The organism is Amycolatopsis roodepoortensis, from assembly GCF_024628825.1.
GTDB lineage: Bacteria > Actinomycetota > Actinomycetes > Mycobacteriales > Pseudonocardiaceae > Amycolatopsis > Amycolatopsis roodepoortensis.
In genome coordinates this window covers 9,460,888-9,475,584 of the sequence record NZ_CP102415.1, presented here as the reverse complement: position 1 = coordinate 9,475,584, position 14,697 = coordinate 9,460,888, and the positions used below count along the sequence as shown (strand labels likewise).

15 protein-coding genes are annotated in these 14,697 nt (G+C 69.7%); 8 read left to right on the top strand and 7 right to left on the bottom strand.

Annotation, left to right across the window (positions count from 1 at the left end; all coding sequences use genetic code 11):
- Nucleotides 1-49: 49 nt before the first annotated feature.
- Entirely contained in the window at nucleotides 50-2,086 is a 2,037-nt protein-coding gene (gene fusA / locus NQK81_RS45160; RefSeq protein ID WP_257486415.1) for an elongation factor G, read from the bottom strand.
- A 391-nt stretch (nucleotides 2,087-2,477) separates the two neighbouring features.
- Between fusA and NQK81_RS45155 the strand changes: the two genes are divergently transcribed.
- Genes NQK81_RS45155 through NQK81_RS45145 form a run of 3 tightly spaced genes read left to right on the top strand, consistent with a single transcriptional unit; the run spans nucleotide 2,478 to nucleotide 4,560 of the window.
- Nucleotides 2,478-3,497: a sigma-70 family RNA polymerase sigma factor gene (locus tag NQK81_RS45155; RefSeq protein ID WP_257486414.1), complete on the top strand. Its 1,020-nt coding sequence runs from the start codon at nucleotides 2,478-2,480 to the stop codon at nucleotides 3,495-3,497.
- Nucleotides 3,498-3,511: 14 nt separating this feature from the next.
- The gene (locus tag NQK81_RS45150; RefSeq protein WP_257486413.1) at nucleotides 3,512-3,820 is read left to right on the top strand and encodes a hypothetical protein; all 309 of its coding nucleotides are present in this window, start codon (nucleotides 3,512-3,514) and stop codon (nucleotides 3,818-3,820) included.
- The gene (locus NQK81_RS45145) at nucleotides 3,817-4,560 is read left to right on the top strand and encodes an isocitrate lyase/PEP mutase family protein (RefSeq protein ID WP_257486412.1); all 744 of its coding nucleotides are present in this window, start codon (nucleotides 3,817-3,819) and stop codon (nucleotides 4,558-4,560) included. Before NQK81_RS45150 ends, NQK81_RS45145 begins: the two co-directional genes overlap by 4 nt.
- Before the next feature lie 74 nt (nucleotides 4,561-4,634).
- On the opposite strand, the gene NQK81_RS45140 is transcribed toward NQK81_RS45145, so the two are convergent.
- Nucleotides 4,635-5,771, bottom strand: a complete 1,137-nt coding sequence (locus NQK81_RS45140; RefSeq protein ID WP_257486411.1) for a serine hydrolase domain-containing protein — start codon at nucleotides 5,769-5,771, stop codon at nucleotides 4,635-4,637.
- Nucleotides 5,772-5,984: 213 nt separating this feature from the next.
- Here NQK81_RS45140 and NQK81_RS45135 point away from each other — a divergent pair, with 213 nt between their 5' ends.
- Nucleotides 5,985-6,479, top strand: coding sequence for a hypothetical protein (locus tag NQK81_RS45135; RefSeq protein WP_257486410.1), 495 nt, complete (start codon nucleotides 5,985-5,987; stop codon nucleotides 6,477-6,479).
- Here NQK81_RS45135 and NQK81_RS45130 read toward each other — a convergent pair.
- Nucleotides 6,476-6,838: a hypothetical protein gene (locus NQK81_RS45130; RefSeq protein ID WP_257489970.1), complete on the bottom strand. Its 363-nt coding sequence runs from the start codon at nucleotides 6,836-6,838 to the stop codon at nucleotides 6,476-6,478. The genes NQK81_RS45135 and NQK81_RS45130 overlap by 4 nt on opposite strands.
- Before the next feature lie 70 nt (nucleotides 6,839-6,908).
- Here NQK81_RS45130 and NQK81_RS45125 point away from each other — a divergent pair, with 70 nt between their 5' ends.
- From NQK81_RS45125 to NQK81_RS45110, 4 genes are all read left to right on the top strand, one after another.
- Nucleotides 6,909-7,304: a GntR family transcriptional regulator gene (locus tag NQK81_RS45125; protein ID WP_126735097.1), complete on the top strand. Its 396-nt coding sequence runs from the start codon at nucleotides 6,909-6,911 to the stop codon at nucleotides 7,302-7,304.
- Nucleotides 7,301-8,326 (top strand): DUF1648 domain-containing protein, encoded by a 1,026-nt coding sequence (locus tag NQK81_RS45120; RefSeq protein ID WP_257486409.1) that lies wholly within the window; start codon nucleotides 7,301-7,303, stop codon nucleotides 8,324-8,326. Before NQK81_RS45125 ends, NQK81_RS45120 begins: the two co-directional genes overlap by 4 nt.
- A 27-nt stretch (nucleotides 8,327-8,353) precedes the next feature.
- A complete protein-coding gene (locus NQK81_RS45115; protein ID WP_257486408.1) occupies nucleotides 8,354-8,623 on the top strand; it encodes a PASTA domain-containing protein in 270 nt (89 codons plus the stop codon).
- A 75-nt stretch (nucleotides 8,624-8,698) separates the two neighbouring features.
- The gene (locus NQK81_RS45110; protein WP_257489969.1) at nucleotides 8,699-9,049 is read left to right on the top strand and encodes a DUF5997 family protein; all 351 of its coding nucleotides are present in this window, start codon (nucleotides 8,699-8,701) and stop codon (nucleotides 9,047-9,049) included.
- Nucleotides 9,050-9,164: 115 nt separating this feature from the next.
- Here NQK81_RS45110 and NQK81_RS45105 read toward each other — a convergent pair whose 3' ends face one another.
- From NQK81_RS45105 to NQK81_RS45090, 4 genes are all read right to left on the bottom strand, one after another.
- Nucleotides 9,165-9,917, bottom strand: a complete 753-nt coding sequence (locus tag NQK81_RS45105) for a LysR family transcriptional regulator substrate-binding protein (RefSeq protein WP_257486407.1) — start codon at nucleotides 9,915-9,917, stop codon at nucleotides 9,165-9,167.
- A gap of 89 nt (nucleotides 9,918-10,006) precedes the next feature.
- Nucleotides 10,007-12,730 (bottom strand): AbfB domain-containing protein, encoded by a 2,724-nt coding sequence (locus tag NQK81_RS45100; RefSeq protein ID WP_257486406.1) that lies wholly within the window; start codon nucleotides 12,728-12,730, stop codon nucleotides 10,007-10,009.
- A 9-nt stretch (nucleotides 12,731-12,739) separates the two neighbouring features.
- Entirely contained in the window at nucleotides 12,740-13,732 is a 993-nt protein-coding gene (locus tag NQK81_RS45095) for an ABC transporter permease (RefSeq protein WP_191252469.1), read from the bottom strand.
- On the bottom strand, nucleotides 13,729-14,685 hold the full coding sequence (locus NQK81_RS45090; RefSeq protein ID WP_126735093.1) for an ABC transporter permease: 957 nt from the start codon (nucleotides 14,683-14,685) through the stop codon (nucleotides 13,729-13,731). Before NQK81_RS45090 ends, NQK81_RS45095 begins: the two co-directional genes overlap by 4 nt.
- Between the last annotated feature and the right edge of the window lie 12 nt (nucleotides 14,686-14,697).

Genomic DNA, 14,697 nt, shown 5'->3' with positions numbered 1-14,697 from the left:
GGTTCGGGCGATGGCCCGCCCACAGTGCTGTGGGCGGGCCATCGTCGAGCTACCGGACCGGTTCCACCGGTGCCGGGGCGTGCCCGGTCGGCCGGGCGGTGAACGTCCCCCGGCCCTGGGTCCGGCTGCGCAGCCGCGTCGCGTAGCCGAACAGCTCGGCCAGCGGCACGGTCGCGGTGACCACGGTCGTGCCCGCGCGCACCACCGAACCCAGCACCCGGCCACGCCGGGCGGCGAGGTCACCGAGCACCACGCCGACGGCGCTTTCGGGCACGGTGACGGTCACTTCGGCGACCGGCTCCAGCAGTGTCATCGCTCCGGCACGCAACGCCTCCCGGAGCGCGAACCGCCCGGCCGTACGGAACGCCATCTCCGACGAGTCCTTCGAGTGGGTGGCCCCGTCCGTCAGCGTGACCCGGACACCGGTCACCGGATGACCACCGAGCGGGCCTTCCGCCAGCGCGTCACGGCAGCCCGCTTCGACGGCACGGACGTATTCCCTCGGCACCCGGCCACCGACCACAGTGGACTCGAACTCGAATTCCCCTTCCGCCAAGGGTTCCGTGTCGATGACGACGTGGGCGAACTGCCCGGCGCCGCCGTCCTGCTTGACGTGGCGGTAGACGAAACCGGACACGCCGCGTGCCACCGTCTCCCGGTAGGCGACGCGAGGCCGCCCGACGCCGACGTCGAGCCCGTGGTCGCGCCGGACCTTCTCCACCGCCACCTCCAGATGCAGTTCACCCATTCCCGAAAGCAGGGTCTGGCCGGTCTCGCGATCGGTCCGGATGCCCAGCGACGGGTCTTCCTCGACCAGCCGCGCCAGCGCCGTCATCAGCCGTTCCGTCTCGGTTCCCGTCCGTGCCTCGACGGCGACCGACACGACCGGATCGGCCACGACGGGCGGCTCGAGCAGGAGCGGCTCCGACGGCGTGCACAGCGTCGTGCCTGCCCGCGCCGTCTTCAGCCCGACCACCGCGACGATGTCACCCGCGACGGCACTGTCCACCCTGGTGTGCCGGTCCGCCTGGACCCGCAGGATGCGGCCGACGCGCTCGACACGACCGGCGCCCACGTCCATCACCGCCTCCGAAGTCCGGATCGTCCCCGAATACACCCGCAGGTACGTCAACCGCCCGGTGGCGGTCGAAGTCACCTTGAACACCAGTGCCGCGAACGGCGCCGCCGGATCGGCGGGCCGTTCCAGGGTCGTGCCTTCGTACTCGCCCCGCACCGGCGGCACATCCGACGGCGAGGGCAGGTACGCCACCACGGCTTCCAGCAACGGCTCCACACCGCGGTTCCGGTAGGCCGAGCCGCACAGCACCACGACGCCGTCCCCTGTGCGAGTCAGCTCGCGCAGTGCCGAGACCAGCGTGCCGGTCGACACCGCCGAAGACTCGCAGAACTCCTCCAGCGCGGCCGGATGGAGTTCCGCCACGGTCTCTTCGAGCAGCCGCCGACGCCGGTTCGCTTCGTCCACAAGGGACTCCGGAACCGGTCCTTCCTCGGCCGCCCCGGCGCCGTCGGCCCAGACGAGCGACCGCATCCGCAGCAGGTCGACGACGCCCACGAAACCGTCTTCGGCCCCGATCGGCAGCTGGACCACCAGCGGGCGCGGATGCAGCCGCTCCCGGATGGACTCCACGGCCGCGTCCAGATCGGCGCCCGCGCGGTCGAGTTTGTTGACGAACGCGATCCGCGGTACGCCGTGCCGGTCGGCCTGGCGCCACACCGATTCGCTCTGCGGCTCGACCCCGGCGACGCCGTCGAACACCGCGATCGCCCCGTCGAGGACCCGCAGCGACCGCTCGACCTCGTCGGAGAAGTCGACGTGGCCGGGGGTGTCGATCAGGTTGACGAGATGACCGTCCCACGTACAGCTGACGGCGGCGGCGAAGATGGTGATGCCACGGTCTCGCTCCTGGGAATCGAAGTCGGTCACGGTCGTGCCGTCATGGACCTCACCGCGTTTGTAGGTGGTGCCGGTGACGTACAGGATCCGTTCGGTGAGGGTGGTCTTGCCGGCGTCGACATGGGCGAGGATGCCCAGATTGCGGACGGCGGACAGCGGGACGGTGCGCATGGCGCGGGCCTTTCGGAAGTGATCTCCAAAGCTCGGAACGCGCGATTCGGGCGAACGCGGGCACGCGCCCTCGCCGCCGGGGAACGACGGGAAAGAGGGCGCGAAGAAGCCAGGCGTTCGTCAGCGGGCCGGTGCTAGCCGCGCGGCAGGCACCGGACGCGCGGAGACACGAGGATCACCTCGTAGCGGGCCGAGGGGACGACGACGGCGTGGTGACGACGCACTGTCCTGTCCTTCCTCGCCGGGATGATTCGCGAGGAGTGTAGCCACCCGGAGGCGGGCCGGGAACCGGTTTTCCTCGGATTCGGAGGAAACTGGGCGACGACCGACCAGTTTCCGGCGACGCCGGTGTCCATCCTTTCGAGGGACACCACAGGAGGAAGGAACCGGCATGGGGGCGGACGAGCTGCTGACCTTGGCGAAGACCGGTGACGGCGAGGCGTTCCGTGACCTCGTCGCGCCGTACCGCCGTGAGCTGCAGGTGCACTGCTACCGCATCCTGGGCTCCGTGCAGGACGCCGAGGATCTGCTGCAGGAGACGTTGCTGGCCGCGTGGCGCGGGATCGGCGCGTACGAGGAACGCGCCTCCGTGCGGACCTGGCTGTACCGGATCGCGACCAACCGCTGCCTCAACGCGCTGCGTGCGGGCGACCGCCGCCCGCACGACCACGCGGCCTACCGACCGGAGGTCGAGTTGCCCGAGCCGTCGCGCCGCCGCCCCGAACCCAGCTGGCTGGAGCCCTACCCCGACGTCCTGCTCGACGGCATCGCCGATCAGCTGCCCGGGCCGGAGGCGCGCTACGAGACCAGGGAGTCGATCTCGCTCGCCTTCCTGGCGGCGCTCCAGCAACTTCCCCCGAAGCAGCGGGCCGTGCTGGTGCTGCGGGACGTCCTCGGCTTCCGCGCCGCCGAGGTGGCCGGGATCCTCGACACCACGGAGAACGCCGTGACCAGCGCGCTGAACCGGGCTCGTTCGGCGCTGGCCAAGGAGATGCCCGGTAGTGGACGCGAGACCGCTCCCTTGCCGGATTCGCCGCGGGAACGCCGGATCGTCGACGAGTTCACCCGCGCCTTCGAGGCCGGCGACGTCGACGCCATCGTGGCGCTGCTGACCGACGACGCGTGGCTGACCATGCCCCCGCTTCCCCTGGAGTACCAGGGTCCGGACGCCGTCGGGCACTTCCTGGCGACCGTCGCGTACTGCGACGGCCGCCGGTACTCGCTGGTCCCGACCCGGGCGAACGGCCAGCCCGCCTTCGGTTGCTACCTCCGTGATCCGGGGACGCCGATCGGCCACGCGCACGGGGTTCTCGTGCTGGAACTGGCCGGTGACCGGATCACCGCGGTGACCCGGTTCCTCGACAACTCGCTGCTCGCCGCCTTCGGCCTTCCGCGCTCGCTGCGCGACTGATCACCCGCTCTTCCGTGGCCACGCCCGCCGGGCAGCGTTCGGTCGTCGGGGCGCCCGAGATCGGGCAGTCGTCGGGCGTGTTCATGACGTTGCGGATCTTCGGCGGGGTGTTCGGCGTCGCGGTGGCGGTCGCCGTCTTCGCCGGCTCCGGAAGTCACGGGTCGCCGGAGGAATTCGGCGGCGATTTCACCGCGGCGATGGGCACCGTCGTCGCGTTCGCCTTCACGGGACTGCTGGTCGCCTTGGGGATGCCGGGCAGGCGACCGGCCGGAACACCACGGGCATCCGCCCTGTCCGGTACCGATCGAGGAGGAGACCGATGACCGACCTGAACGCTGGAGCCGAGACGCTCCGTGCCCTGCACAGCGGGGAAATGCTGGTCCTGCCGAACGTCTGGGACGCCGCGAGCGCCGAAATCGTGGCGGAGGCTGGGTTCCCCGCGATCGCCACCGCCAGCGCCGCCGTGTCGGCGATGCTCGGCTATCCCGACGGTGAAGGCGCGCCGTGGCAGGAGATGTTCGCGGCCGCGGGCCGGGTCGCCCGCGCGGTCTCCTTGCCGGTCACCGTGGACGCGGAAGCGGGCTACGGCCTGGCGCCGCGGGAATTCGTGGACCGGCTGCTGGAGACCGGCGCCGTCGGCTGCAACCTGGAGGACACCGATCACCGGACCGGCGAGCTGATCGACGCCGGCCACCACGCTCAGCGCCTCGCGGAGATCCGCTCGGCCGCGACCGAGGCGGGTGTCCCGATCGTCGTCAACGCCCGCGTCGACGCGTTCCTGGGTGATCGCGGGGTCCCGGAGCCGGAAAGGCTCGCCGAGGCCATCCGGCGGGGCAGGCTCTACCGGGAGGCAGGTGCAGACTGCGTGTACCCGATCGGCGTGCGACGTCGCGCCGACATGGCCGCGCTGGTCACCGAACTCGCGTGCCCGGTGAACGGCAACGTCGGTGAGGAGCTGGATCTGGCCGCGCTCCGCGAGATCGGCGTGGCCCGGGTGTCGTACGGCCCGCGCTTCTATTTCGCGGCCCTGGAGGGATTCCGGACGGCCATCGAGAACCTGTAGCCCGTGGGTCGGGGTGGTCGTGAGTGGCGATTCGGGTTAGAACCCGAATCGGCACTCACGACCACCTGCACCCGTCACTTGCAGAACGCGGCGTCCACAGTGGCCATGACCGCCTTGGAACCCTTCTCACCGTCACCGAAGGTGCCCGGCATCGCGGTCACGGCGAGCCCGACGCCCCGGCCGTCTTCCGTTGCCCCACCACGGGTTTCGAAGCCGTGGATGTCCCCGCCGTGGCCCCAGTACACGCCACCGCAGCTGAGCGGATTGCTCATCAGGCCAAGGCCGTACTTGGTGCCGGGGAACAGCGGCGCGTCGACCGTCTTCCGCATTTCGGCCAGCTGCGCGGCGGGCAGCAGCCTGCCATCGAGCAGGACCTTGAAGAACTTGCCGAGGTCACTGGGCGTCGAGATCAGCTGCCCGGCGGCGCCGCCCCAGGACGGGTCGAGCTCGGTCGCGTCGATCACCTTTCCAGTGGCGGCGTTGCCGATGGCGTAGCCCTGCGGATGCCGTCCCTGGATGGTCTGGTCGCCGACCTGCGGCCAGTAGGTGTGCTTCAGGCCCGCCTTCTTGATCACGCGTTCGGTGATCTGTTCCTGGATCGGGCGTCCGGTCACCTTCTCGATCAGCATGCCCGCCAGCAGGTAGCCGGTGTTGCTGTACTCCCATCCGGTGCCGGGCGCGAACTTCGCCGGGTGGCTCAGGGCCGCGGCGAGCAGCTCGTGGTTCGGGATGTACCGGTGCTGCACCTGCTCGAAGTTCTCCAGGCCGAGGTACTCGGTGTAGTTCGGCAGCCCGCTCGTGTGCTGAAGCAGCTGCCGGACGGTGATCTTGGTGGCGTCGATGCCCTCACCTCGCACGATTCCGGGCAGGTACTTCTCGATCGGCGCGTCCAGCTCCACCTTGCCCTCGGCCACCAGTTGCAGGACCGCGACCGCCGTGAAGGTCTTGGTGTTGCTGCCTGCCCGGACCGTGCCGTCCCGGGGAACCGGGACCTGGCGATCGATCCGCGAAGACCCCGCGACCAGCGACACCGTCCGCCTTCCCTCCGCCACGTAGGCGAGCGCGGCCGGGAACTTCTCCTGACGCACCAACGAGTCCAGGCTCTTCTGCAGCTCCGTCCCCTTGGCCGGGGCCGCGTCCGCCGCCGTGGTCCACGCGGCGCCCATCAGGCCAGCCACCGTCAGGACGACGACACCCTTGCGTACTGTCATTCGCACTCCTCGTTCGATCGGATCGACGTCTACGACCTTGGCCGAACCGGGCACGAAGATCAGGAGTGCTGACTGCCGAATCCCGGGTAGCGCTGGCGCTACCCCGCCGAAAATTTTCGGACCAGAATTCGTCCCACCATTGTCGGCGCGGGATGCGGCTGACTAAGGTCAGTTCGGTAAGTGGACTAGACCACCCGAGGCCGGGAGGCGACGATGCCCCTCGACGAACAGCAGACCTGGGCGCTGCTGCGCGAGCTGGACCAACCCGGCCACTGGGAGGTGCCGCACGACTTCGACGGACCGGCCGAACGGGCCCGCTTCGAGCGACTGGCCGAACGGCTGGGCCACCGATTCGGCTGCACCTGCGAAGTCGACCGCAACGTCCAGGACGCCAGCCACCTCGGCAGGATCACGATTCCGGCGAGCGCGACCTCCGCCGGAGATCTGGTGACCGTCACGGTCAGCAATTTCGGTGGGCTCGTCGCGGTGACACTGGGGAATCCGGGCAGCTACGACGAAGACGAGGAACAACAGTTCTTCCCGGCACCGGCCCGAAGACAGGTCGAAGACGAACTGGAAGCACTCGGCTACCTGCCCGTCTCCGAACACCCGTTGTGGACCAAGTACACCGGGATCAGCGGGTTCGACACCCTCTACCCCCGGGACCGGCCGCCGTCGTGGTGGAACCGGTTCTTCGACTACCTCTAGGCGTTGCTCGGCGCGAGCGCGCCGGCGAGTTCCGCCGCGTTCGGCACGCTGACGAGCACCTCGTCGAACGGGAGCCCGGCGGCCTCGCGATCGACCGCGATCCACAACCCCGGCATACCCCTGCGGACGGACACCAACTGACGGACCCCTGCGCCCAGCCCCCAGTAGCCGACCTTCAGCACCCCGCTGATCAGCGCGCCTGCCCGTCCCCCACGCGTCCGCCGCAGGGGCGCGTCGACGTACTCGACGGCCTTGATCGCCGCTCGCGGCACGACCACTTCGTCACGCCACACCGCCAGCCGCTCCCAGGCCGAGAACCGCACCCGCACTCCGCCATCGGTGATGTCCATCATCGCCATCGTGACCACTTCCCTCCATAGCCAGCTGATGTAGTTGTTATAGCAAGTGTATAGCAGATATCCTAGTGGGGTGTTGCTGACTCTCGACCTCGACAGCGAGGTTCCGATCTACCAGCAGATCCGCGACCGGATCGTCGAAGCCGTCGCCGACGGCGTGCTGGCCGAGGGCAGCGCCCTGCCCTCCACCCGGCAGCTCGGCGCCGATCTCGGGATCAACTTCCACACCGTCAACAAGGCCTACGACCTGCTGCGGACGCAGGGCTTCATCCGGATCAACCGCAAGACCGGCGCGGTCGTCCGGCGGGACGCGTCCTCCGGTCCGGCGGAAGACGGCTACGCGGACGAATGGCAGGAGCGCCTGCGTACCTTGCTCGCCGAAGCCGTCGCTCTCGGTCTCGGCCCGCGCGAGGTGACCAGCCGGTGCGAGTCCGTGCTGGACTCCTTCGCCGTGAGCGCCCGGCGATGACCGGACCGCTCTGGCTGAACCTGGCCCTGATCGCGTTCACGGCGGCCACTTTCGCGTCCGCACCCGCGCTGGCACGGCCGACCCTTCCCTTCGGCGTCCGGGTCCCGGCCCGGCGCACCGGCGAGGCCGTCATCCTCCTCGCGCGCCGCCGCTACAACCGGGGAATCGCGGTGGGTGCGGTCGTCGCCTGCGGCGTCGTCCTTGTCGGCGGGATCGGCCCCGAGATCGTCCTGGTCGGTCTCGTCGCGGCCTATTCGCTCCTCGGCGGCCTGGCCGGTCGTTCGATCGCCGCCGCGAAACGCGAGGAGGGCTGGTACACCGGGACACCGCAGGCGGTCACCGCCGACACGTCGCTGCGCTCGGATCCGGTCCGTCCACAGTGGATCCTGCTGGCGCCGGCAGTACTGCTCACCGTCGTCACGGCGGTCATCGGCCTGTTCGCGGACACGGCGAACTTCTCGACGGTCCTCACACAGCTCCTGGTCCTGGTGCTCGTCCCGATCCTGACCATCGCCATCTCACGGGCCCGGCCCGAGATCGACGCCGCACAGCCGTCCGCGTCGGCTTCGCGCTACCGGGAGTACCTGCACGGGGTGCTCAGCCTGCTCCTGATCTCCGTGGGCTGTGTCAACGCGACCATGCTCGTCGTTTCGCTCCAGCTCTGGCAGGTCGTGGAGACGACGGTGCCGACCACGATCGTGGCCTACCTGCCCCTCGTCGCCGCCTTCATCGCGTGGATCGTCTTCTCCGTCCGGGCAGGCGACGCCGGGCACCGGTTGTCGCCAACCGGCGACGAACCGGAGACCCGGTACGAACAACGCGACGACGACCGCTACTGGCACGCCGCCGGAATGGTCTACCTGAACCGGAACGATCCCGCGCTCCTGGTGCACCGGCGGGTCGGGACCTACTGGACGCTCAATCTCGGGCATCCGATCGCCTGGGTCGTGCTCGCCGCGGTCGCCGTGACCGGGCTGCTCGCCGGGCTCGGCGTCGTGACCCTCCCGGCGAAGAGCGGCTGACGGTACCCTGGCCGTGGGTGAGGAATCGTGGCCGTGGTGCCGGACTTCGTGGGAAAGCAGGCTCTCGACGCCTGGCTGGCCGGGCACGACGCGGGTCTGTCGCTGCAAGGCCCCGATCCGGACAGCCCCCATCCTCTGCTGAACGGCCAGGTCGTCGCGCAGGTGCCCGCGGCCGGGACGCGGCTGCCGCGATGGAGCGTGGTGACCGTCTGGATCACCGGCGGCGGCGACCCCGCCGGCGTCCGTGAGCCGCGTCGGCCGCTGCCGAACCTGCTCGAAGACCAGGCCGAGGGCTGATCACCGGGTGTGATCGGCGGTGCCCGGGCCGCTCGTTACCCTGAGGGAATGACGTCGCAGAAAACCCCTCAAACCATGAAGCCCGCGACAGCGGCGAAGAAGCTGGGTGTGTACCTCGAGGCGACCCCGGCGGAGTTCCAGGAGGGTGTCGTCTCCCGCGACGAGCTGAACGCGCTGCAGGCCGAGCCGCCCGAGTGGCTGCGGGAACTGCGCCGCAACGGGCCGCATCCGCGTCCGGTCATCGCGGCGAAGCTGGGCGTCTCCATCAGCGGTCTGGCGCGGGGCGGGATCACCGGCGCCCTCACCACCGAGCAAATCGACGCGATCAAGAACGAGAACCCCGATTGGCTGAAGCGGGAGCGCGAGACACAGGCCGAGGTCCGCAAGGAGGAGGCGCGCCTCAAGGCCGCCCGCAGCGAGAGCTGACCTCAGTTCAGGCCGTGCCGGAGGACGTCGCGAAAGCCACTTTCGGGACGCCTGATGTCCCGAAAGTGGCTTTCGCGACGTCCTCCGCGACCAAGTGCGGCCCCGGCCACCGGTGCTAACCGCGACGACGGGGTTTGCCGCGCTTCCCGCCCTGAGGAGCGCGGCGATTCCCGGCCTGCGGCTTCCGGCCGGCGGGCTGAGGGCGTTTGGCCTTCGCGGGGGTCTTCTTCTCCGGCGCCGGCTTTTCCTGGGCCTGCTGCCGCCCGCGCGTGCTGTTGACCGTGCGGCCGCGCACGATCCCGATGAACTGCTCCATCAGGTCGGAGGTCTCTTCGTCCGGCCAGGACAACGCGACACCGGATTCGGGCGTGCCGGAGATCGGGCGGTAGGTCAGGTCACGCCGGTGGTGCAGCCGTGCGAGCGACTGCGGGACGACGAGGAGCCCGACACCGGCGGCGACCAGCTCGATGGCGTCCGCCGTGGTGGCGGGTCGCTCCAGCGCGGGTTTCCCCGGCGGCTGTTCCCAGTCCAGCGTGTCGTCGAGCGGGTGCAGCACGATTTCGTCGGCGATGTCGTCGACGGAGACCTCGTCCGCAGCGGCGACCAGGTGGTCCTTGGGGACGACCACGACGGTCGTCTCGGTGTAGAGCGGGATCGCGTGCAGTCCCTCGCGGTCGATCGGGAGCCTCAGCAGGACGGCGTCCACCTCGCGCTCCCGGACCAGCCCGGCGGCCTCGGCCGCGGTCGTCTGGACGAGTTCGAGCGGCACGTCGGGCGACCGCTCGTTCCAGATCCGGACCCACTTCGAGGGTGTCACGCCGGGGACGTACGCGAGCTTGAAGGAGGCGGGTGTATCCGGGCCGGTCATGAGCGCAAGGTTACCGGGCGTGGTCGGCCGGGTCGTGAGTGGCGATTCGGGTTAGAACCCGAATCGCCACTCACGACCCACCGGGCCGACTACGGAGCCCAGGCCGAGGACACCGCCCACGTGACGTCCTGGTCGTACGAGACCGGGTTGTCGAACGGGTGGCCACCGCCGCTGGCGGCGACGTAGACCTCCTCGGCGTAATGCCGCATGTTCGTGCCCAGTTCGTTCAGCGACGCCAGCCGCACTCCACCGGCCCCGGGCTGCGCACAGAACGTCGCGTCCTTCCGGAACAGGTCGGTGTTGTCGTTCCCGCCCAGCCGCACCCGGAAGTCCGCGTGCCGCAGGAACCGGCCCGGATAGTTGCGCGCCTCCAGCGAGTAGCACGACGGATCCGCGAGACCGCGCCGCACGACGAACGTCGCGTCCGCCTTCAGCAATGCCGCACTCGACGCGTTCACCACGTCCGTCCGCGCGAGACCGTCACGGTGCCGCAAGAACCGGTCGGTGAAGCCGGGAGTCGTCACCTTGAACGACCGCGCCTGGTCCAGCGGCAGATCCGCGCCGCTGCGCCAAAGCGGGACCGAAGCCGCCCACGTCGTGTCCGCCGCGAAGCTCGACGGAGTGTCCCACGGGTTCGGCCCGCCGCTGCGCGCCAGGTAGACGGTCGCGCCGTAGTGCCGCAGATACGCGCCACGCTGGTTGAAGGACTCCAAAGCCGTTCCGCCGGCCCCCTCCCTCGCGCAGAAGGTCGCGTCCCCGGCGAACAGCGCCGAGCCGTCGTTCGCGTCCTTGCGGATCCGCGACGACGCGTGCCGCAGGAAATGCCCGGGGTAGTTCCGCGACTCGAACGACAGGCACGACGCGTCGGCCAACCCCTGGCGGGCCCAGAACGTCGCGTCCTTCTTGGCGAGGTCCGCGCTGCCCTCGCCCAGGACGTCGGTCCTCACGAAGTCGTCCTGGTGCCGAAGGTAACGATCCGTGTACCCCGCCGTCGTGACCCGCAACGACACGAGTTCACCCCGGCCGACCTCGGTGCCCTTGGCGATGGCGAGCACCTTCTGGTTGATCTCGCGCACCCGCGCCTCGGTCATCTTCAGCACGCGGCGGTCGTAGGTGTAGAAGCCGTTGACCTCGTTCTCGACGTCGTACGGCTCGGTGTAGACCGACGCGGAAAGCCCGCGGTCGTGCACGAACCGCCCGACCTGCTTCGTGATCTCCACGTACCGGTTCGTCAGCGACGTCTCGTCCGGATACAGCGCGCCGTACGCGAAACCCTTGCCCGGTTCCCATTCGTGCCCGGTGACGCGTCGCCCGAGGCCGCCGTACTCGCCCAGGACGGCGATCCGGCGTGCGTCGGGTTGCCTGGTACCGGTGGAGACCTGATACGCGTGATCGTCGATCACGTCGCCGTTGCCCGGGTCCGGATCGGACACACAACAGTTCGATCCGGAGTTGTGGTTGATCAGCCTGGTGTCGTCGATCGAGCGGACCAGATCCACGATGCGCCCGGCCTCGTACTCGCCCCAGCCTTCGTTGAACGGCACCCACTGCACGATCGACGTGATGCCCTTGTGCTGCTCGATCATCCGCCGCAGTTCGGCCTCGAAGTTCGCGTGCCCGTTCGGGACCTCGTCGATCGAGTCGAGCGACGGCATGTCCTGCCAGACCATCAGCCCGAGCCGGTCCGCGTGGTAGAACCACCTCGCCGGCTCGACCTTGATGTGCTTGCGGACCATGTTGAAGCCCAGCGCCTTCTGCCGTTCGAGATCGAACCGCAGCGCCTCGTCGGTCGGCGCGGTGTAGATGCCGTCCGGCCAGTATCCCTGGTCCAGCGTGCCCAGCTGGAAGACGAACTTCCCGTTGAGCAGCGGGCGCATCACGCCGCCGATCATCGCCTTGCCCAGCGACCGCATGCCGAAGTACCCGGTGACGGCGTCGCCTCCCGGCAGCCGGACGCGCAGGTCGTAGAGGAACGGATCGTCCGGTGACCACAGCCGCGCGTTCGGCACCGGTATCCGCAGGTGGGAACCGACGGCGCCGGTGGCGGTCCCGACCACCTGACCGCCCGAAAGCACCTCGGCGGTCGCCTGCTGCCCGGGTGTCCCCTGCACGACGAGGTCGAGCGCGCCACCAGGAACGTCGGGAGTGGTGTCGAGCCGCGTGATGTGCTCGGCGCGCACGGGTTCCAGCCAGACGGTCTGCCAGATTCCCGACGCCGCCGTGTAGAAGATTCCGTCGGGCGTCTTGCGCTGCTTCCCCACCGGGTACCGGCTTCCGTCGACCGGCGACGCGACGCCGACGACGATCTCGTTCTCCCCGGCCTTGAGCGCAGGCGTGATGTCGAACGAGAAGGCGTCGAAACCGCCGGTGTGGCTCCCGATCGACGTCCCGTTGACCCAGACCCGCGTCTCCCAGGTGACGGCACCGAAATTGAGCTTCACCCTGCGACCGTCCCAAGTGGACGGTACGGTGAACGTCCGACGGTAGAACATGTTGTCCTCATGCCGTTTGATCCCCGAAAGCATCGACTCGATCGGGTAGGGCACGAGGACGTTTTCGCTCAGCGGCCTGCCGATCGGCGGCGAGTTCAGGTTCGGAGCGCCGGTGAAACCCCAGGTGCCGTTGAGGTTGAGCCATTCCGAGCGCACCAGTTGCGGGCGCGGGTACTCGGGCAGCGCGTTCGACGGGGAGACCTGGTTCGTCCACGGCGTCGGGAGGGGGACGGGGGCGGCTTGGGCGACGGGGACGAGTGTCGTCGCGGCGGCCAGCAGACCGGCCACGACGCTCAGGGCGCGCGCGGTTCTTCGGTGCATGCGATCTCCCTATCTCCGGGCGGTCGTACGGGCCAATGACCGTTGCAGCACAACGACCACCAAGAGGAACGCACCGCTGACCACCGACTGGTAGTTGCTGTCGAGAGTTCCGATCTGGTTGATGACGTTCTGGATCACCGTCCGGATGCCCACTCCGATGACCGTGCCGAGAATCGTGCCCATTCCGCCGGTCAGCAGGGTGCCGCCGATGACGACCACGGAGATGGCGTCCAGTTCGAGGCCCACCCCGATCACCGTGACACCGGATTGCAGGTACGCGGCGGTGAGCGCGCCCGCCAGCCCGGACAGGACGCCGCTCATCACGTAGACGGTGACCTTGGTGCGCGCCACCGGCAGCCCCATCAGTTTCGCGGACTGCTCCGACCCGCCGGTCGCGAACACCGACTGCCCGAACCGGGTCCGCCGCAACAGCAGCCCGCCGATCAGGCAGAGCGCCGCCGCGATGAACACCGGATAGCCGAACCCGAACAGCGTGCCGCGCCCGAGTTCGACGAACGCCTCGCCTTCCGGGATCTTGTACGTCGTCGCACCCTCGCTCGTGATCGCGAGCAGCAGCCCGCGGGCGAACAGCAGGGACGCCAGCGTGACGATGAACGGTGCCATCCCGGTCTTCGCGACGAGCAACCCGTTGATCAGGCCGATCAGCCCGCACACCGCCAGCGGCAGCAGCAGCGCGACGAGGAATCCCCATTGTGACCCGTAGGCGGCGAGGACCCCGCCGAGCGCGTAGACCGACCCCACCGACAGGTCGATCCCGCCGGTGATGATCACGAACGTCATCCCGAGCGCGATGATGGCGAGGAACGAGCTCTGCAGCGCGATGTCGCGCAGGTTGTCCAGACTGCCGAAGCGCGGGAAGAGCAGCCACGCGACGGCGACCATGAGCACCAGCGCGATCGCCGCGCCCTGTTTCTGCAGGACCCCGGTCATCAGCTCGCGCCGCGTGGAGTCCTGGGCGGCCATCGTGGGCGCCGCGGTCATCGGCTGCTCCGTTCCCGTGCGACGTACACCGCGCCGACGATGATCGCGGCCTGGATCATCTGCGCGGTCGAATCCGGCAGGTTGTGCTTGATCAGCGTGGCGCGGACGAGCTGCATGAGCAGGACCCCCATCACCGTGCCGAGGATGCGGACGCGCCCGCCGGTCAGCGGGGTGCCGCCGACCACGACCGCGGTGATCGCGGACAGTTCCATCAGGAGGCCGGCGTCCGCCGGGTCGCCCGCGCCGAGCCGGGCCGTGGAGAGCACTCCGGCCAGCGCCGCGAGCAGCCCGCAGATCGCGTAGACGCCGATGAGGACGCGGGTGACCGGCAGCCCGGCGAGCACACTGGCCCGCCGGTTGCCACCGATCGCGACCAGCCGCCTGCCGAACGCCGTCTTCCCGACCAGCGCGGCCATCAGCACGGCGAGGACGGCCGCGATGAGCACGCTCACCGGGATCCCGAGCACCTCACCGGTGCCGAGCGCGAGGAAACCCGGATCGTGCAGCTGGATCAGCTGGCCGTCGGCGAGCACCAGCGCGAGGCCGCGCCCGCCGACGAGCAACGCGAGCGTCGCCACGATGGGTTGAATCCCGACTCTGGCCACGAGAACCCCGTTGAACGCCCCCGCCGCCAGCCCCGCGGCCAGCGCGATGGCGACCGCGGGCAGCGTTCCGTAGCCGAGGTAGAGCGGGACGAGCGCGGCCGACAGCGCCATCACCGCGCCCACCGACAGGTCGACGCCCTCGGTGCCGATCACCAGCGCCATCCCGAGCGCGACCACCAGTACCGGCGCGGCCTGGATGAGCTGGGTGCGGAAGTTGCCGACGGTCAGGAAGTTCGCCGTGAACGCGATGTTGAACAGCACGAGCGCGACGACGGCGACGTACACGCCGTACTCCTGGAGCCACCGCGCCGCCCGGGTCCGGTCCACCGTTTTCGCTGTATCGGTCATGGTGCTTCCCGG

Coding starts and splice junctions, on each gene's coding strand:
- fusA (WP_257486415.1), bottom strand. CDS start 2,086: ATGCGCACCGTCCCGCTGTCCGCCGTCCGCAATCTGGGCATCCTCGCC.
- NQK81_RS45155 (WP_257486414.1), top strand. CDS start 2,478: ATGGGGGCGGACGAGCTGCTGACCTTGGCGAAGACCGGTGACGGCGAG.
- NQK81_RS45145 (WP_257486412.1), top strand. CDS start 3,817: ATGACCGACCTGAACGCTGGAGCCGAGACGCTCCGTGCCCTGCACAGC.
- NQK81_RS45140 (WP_257486411.1), bottom strand. CDS start 5,771: ATGACAGTACGCAAGGGTGTCGTCGTCCTGACGGTGGCTGGCCTGATG.
- NQK81_RS45135 (WP_257486410.1), top strand. CDS start 5,985: ATGCCCCTCGACGAACAGCAGACCTGGGCGCTGCTGCGCGAGCTGGAC.
- NQK81_RS45130 (WP_257489970.1), bottom strand. CDS start 6,838: ATGGCGATGATGGACATCACCGATGGCGGAGTGCGGGTGCGGTTCTCG.
- NQK81_RS45120 (WP_257486409.1), top strand. CDS start 7,301: ATGACCGGACCGCTCTGGCTGAACCTGGCCCTGATCGCGTTCACGGCG.
- NQK81_RS45110 (WP_257489969.1), top strand. CDS start 8,699: ATGAAGCCCGCGACAGCGGCGAAGAAGCTGGGTGTGTACCTCGAGGCG.
- NQK81_RS45105 (WP_257486407.1), bottom strand. CDS start 9,917: ATGACCGGCCCGGATACACCCGCCTCCTTCAAGCTCGCGTACGTCCCC.
- NQK81_RS45100 (WP_257486406.1), bottom strand. CDS start 12,730: ATGCACCGAAGAACCGCGCGCGCCCTGAGCGTCGTGGCCGGTCTGCTG.
- NQK81_RS45095 (WP_191252469.1), bottom strand. CDS start 13,732: ATGACCGCGGCGCCCACGATGGCCGCCCAGGACTCCACGCGGCGCGAG.
- NQK81_RS45090 (WP_126735093.1), bottom strand. CDS start 14,685: ATGACCGATACAGCGAAAACGGTGGACCGGACCCGGGCGGCGCGGTGG.